This is a genomic window from Frankia sp. CoWAU3 (genome assembly GCF_977971855.1).
This window is the reverse complement of sequence record NZ_CDWWXB010000109.1, coordinates 7,921-10,883: the sequence shown is the minus strand read 5'-3', so window position 1 is coordinate 10,883 and position 2,963 is coordinate 7,921. Positions and strand designations below refer to the sequence as shown.

Here is a 2,963-nt window from a genome sequence, read left to right as displayed (position 1 = left end):
GGCTGTCCGGTCGCCCTGGGCGAGCCCTCGTTCGTGCGCGGCGGAGCGGACGGCGACTCCGCCGCGCTCGCCGACGGTCCGCTCGCCGACGGTCCACTCGCCGGCCTGGAGACGGACCGATCCCCCGGTTCCCTCGGTTGCCGCGATGCCCCCGCGCCACGACCCGTATCACTCGATCCAGGTGATCCGGGTGAGGGGCGACCGCCGTCGCGTGGTGTCGGGGCCGCGCTCTCGGCTCCTCGGTCGGACCCGGCTCCTCGGTCGGACCCGGCATGTCGGTCGGACCCGGCTCCTCGGTCGGACCCGGCATGTCGGTCGGACCCGGCATGTCGGTCGGACCCGGCATGGTCGCGCCCGTCAGACTTCTGACCGGCGGTTCCGCGACCGCCGGCGGTTTCCCGGTCGTCCGGGCGGGTGTCGGGCCGACCATGCGCCGGCGGCGGGGTTCCCGTCGGCCGGGTTCTCGGCGGCGATGTCCCCGCCGGCGATGTCCCCGGCTGCGATGTCCCCGGCGAGGACGTAGCAGACGGCAGCGCCGGCGTCTCCACCGGCGACGTCTCCACCGGCGTCTCCACCGGCAACGTCCCCAGCTGCAACGTCCCCGACGACCGGCTGTCCGCGGGCGACGCCCATGGCGGCCAGGTGTCCCATGTGGGAGGACCCGACTGCTGGGGTCCGCCGCGGTCATCGGACGGCGCCGGACGACGTGCGGCCCTGTCCGCAGCCAGGTCCCGATCCGCATCGGTGTCCGCGGGCAACGTGGACCCGGGCTCGACGGACGTCGCGGATAGCACTGAAAGTGGCGATGCTGGCGTGGACGGTGATGGGGGAGTCGGTGCAGGCAGGACAGCCTGGCTCACGGGCAGGTCCGGATCGTTGCCGTCGCCGACCCCGACTCCTCGAGATGCGAGCAGCCCGAAAGCGACGAGCGCCGCGGATCCCGCACCGGCAACCGCGCCGGCCGTACGGCGGTTGGGGATCCACGCCCATTCCGCGCGTCCCCGCACCAGGCCGAGCGCACCCGCGATCAATATCAGCCCGGCGACAGCCAAGCAGAAGAACACCATGGAACCCTCCAGGGCGCAGTCAGTCTCCACCCTAGGGGCACATCCCCCACCCGATGGCGCAGCATTGATTACGGAGAGTTTCTAGTACCTATCCGCCAAGGTCAGGAAACACCGAGCGAATCATCTCAGGCGCCCATCGGTGGAATTCTGCCGAGAATATTTGGCACATCAGCGGCATCGGGCAGGGTGCCGAAGGCCAGTCCCCCCTCACCGGCGACTCTCGTGGCGCAGAACGCGTCGGCCACGGCGCTCGGGGCGTAGCGCACCAGCAAGGAGCCCTGCAGGACGACGGCAAGTCGCTCAACGATGCGCCGGGCGGCGAACTCCGCGTCCTCGGACCGGTTCAGGACAGCGCGCAACCGGGCCCAAGCCGCGTCCAGCCTGCGGTCCGCGCCACGTGCCGCGTCGATCTCCGTGGCGAAGGCGGCGAGGCTGGCCGGTTCCCGGGTGAGCGCGCGCAGCACGTCGAGCGCGTTGACGTTGCCCGAGCCCTCCCAGATGCCGTTCAGCGGCGCCTCGCGGTAGAGCCTCGGCATCCCGGACTCCTCCACGTAGCCGTTGCCCCCCAGGCATTCGAGCGCCTCGGCGGCCAGCGCCGGGGAACGCTTGCACACCCAGTACTTCGCGACGGCGATCGCCAACCGTCTGAACGCCTGTTCCTGACGATCGCCACGGGCCGCCCGGTCGACCGCGCCCGCCACCCGGAGCACCAGGGTCGTCGCGGCCTCGGACTCCAGGGCGAGATCGGCGAGCACATTGCGCATCAACGGAGCATCGATGAGCGGTCTCCCGAACGCGCGTCGGTGACGCACGTGGTGGGCGGCCGCCATGACGGCCTCACGCATCCCCGCCGCCGAGCCGAGGCTGGAGTCGAGCCGGGTCATCGCCACCATCTCGATGATGGCCCGGACCCCTGCGCCCTCCTCGCCGACCAGCCAACCGACCGTGTCATCGAACTCCGGCTCGCCACTGGCGTTACTGCGATTACCGAGCTTGTCCTTCAGCCGCGCGATGCGAAAGGTGTTGCGGACGCCGTCCGGAAGCACCCGTGGCACCCAGAAGCAGGACAGGCCACCGGGGGCCTGGGCCAAGACCAGGAAGACGTCGTTCATCGGGGCGCTAGTGAACCACTTGTGCCCCCGCAGCCGATAGGTCCCGTCGCCCGCCGGCGTCGCCGTCGTCGTGTTGGCACGGACGTCCGAGCCACCCTGCTTCTCCGTCATGCCCATGCCCGCCAGCAGGCCGGCCTTGCCCTCGGGTGGGCGCAGACCCGGATCGTAGACGCGGCTGGTCAGCAACGGTTCGTAGCGGGCAGCGAGCTCCGGGGCGGCGCGCAGCGCCGGCACCACGGCGTAGGTCATCGACACCGGGCACAGATGGCCCTGCTCGACGGTGCCCCAGACCAGGATGTCCGCGGCGCGGGCGACATGGGCGCCGGGACGCGGGTCGGCCCACGGCGCCCCGGCCAGGCCCTCCCGTACCGCGACCTCCATCAGGGCATGCCAGGAGGGATGGAAGTCCACCTCGTCAACGCGAAACCCGTAACGATCATGAGTGCGCAGTTGCGGCGGGAACCTGTTCGCCTCGTCGGCCTGGCGGGCGGCCTCCTCGCTGCCGGCCAACCGACCGAGTCGATGCAGATCGTCCATATGCCAGCCGGCCCCCTCCCGCGCGAGGGCCGCCAGCAGCGCCGGATCGGCCGCCGCATCGTGCCCCACGAGGGGCGGAGGCTGGTTCGTCACCTCATGGGTCCGGGACGAACACGTCCCGGGAACCGCCGTTGTCCGGTTGACGGTGGTCGGCGAGATCACCGGCCCTCCTCTCGGCCGGGCCGCACATCGGCCTCGACAGTGCCGCACATGAGCCGAGCCGCGTTCGGGCGGAACCGCGTCCGAG

The 2,963-nt window shown here is 71.5% G+C and carries 1 protein-coding gene; it reads right to left on the bottom strand.

Annotated elements, in window-relative coordinates; translation table 11 throughout:
- Positions 1-1,192: 1,192 nt before the first annotated feature.
- A complete protein-coding gene (locus tag AC08ON_RS11250; protein WP_476607239.1) occupies positions 1,193-2,878 on the bottom strand; it encodes an isovaleryl-CoA dehydrogenase in 1,686 nt (561 codons plus the stop codon).
- Between the last annotated feature and the right edge of the window lie 85 nt (positions 2,879-2,963).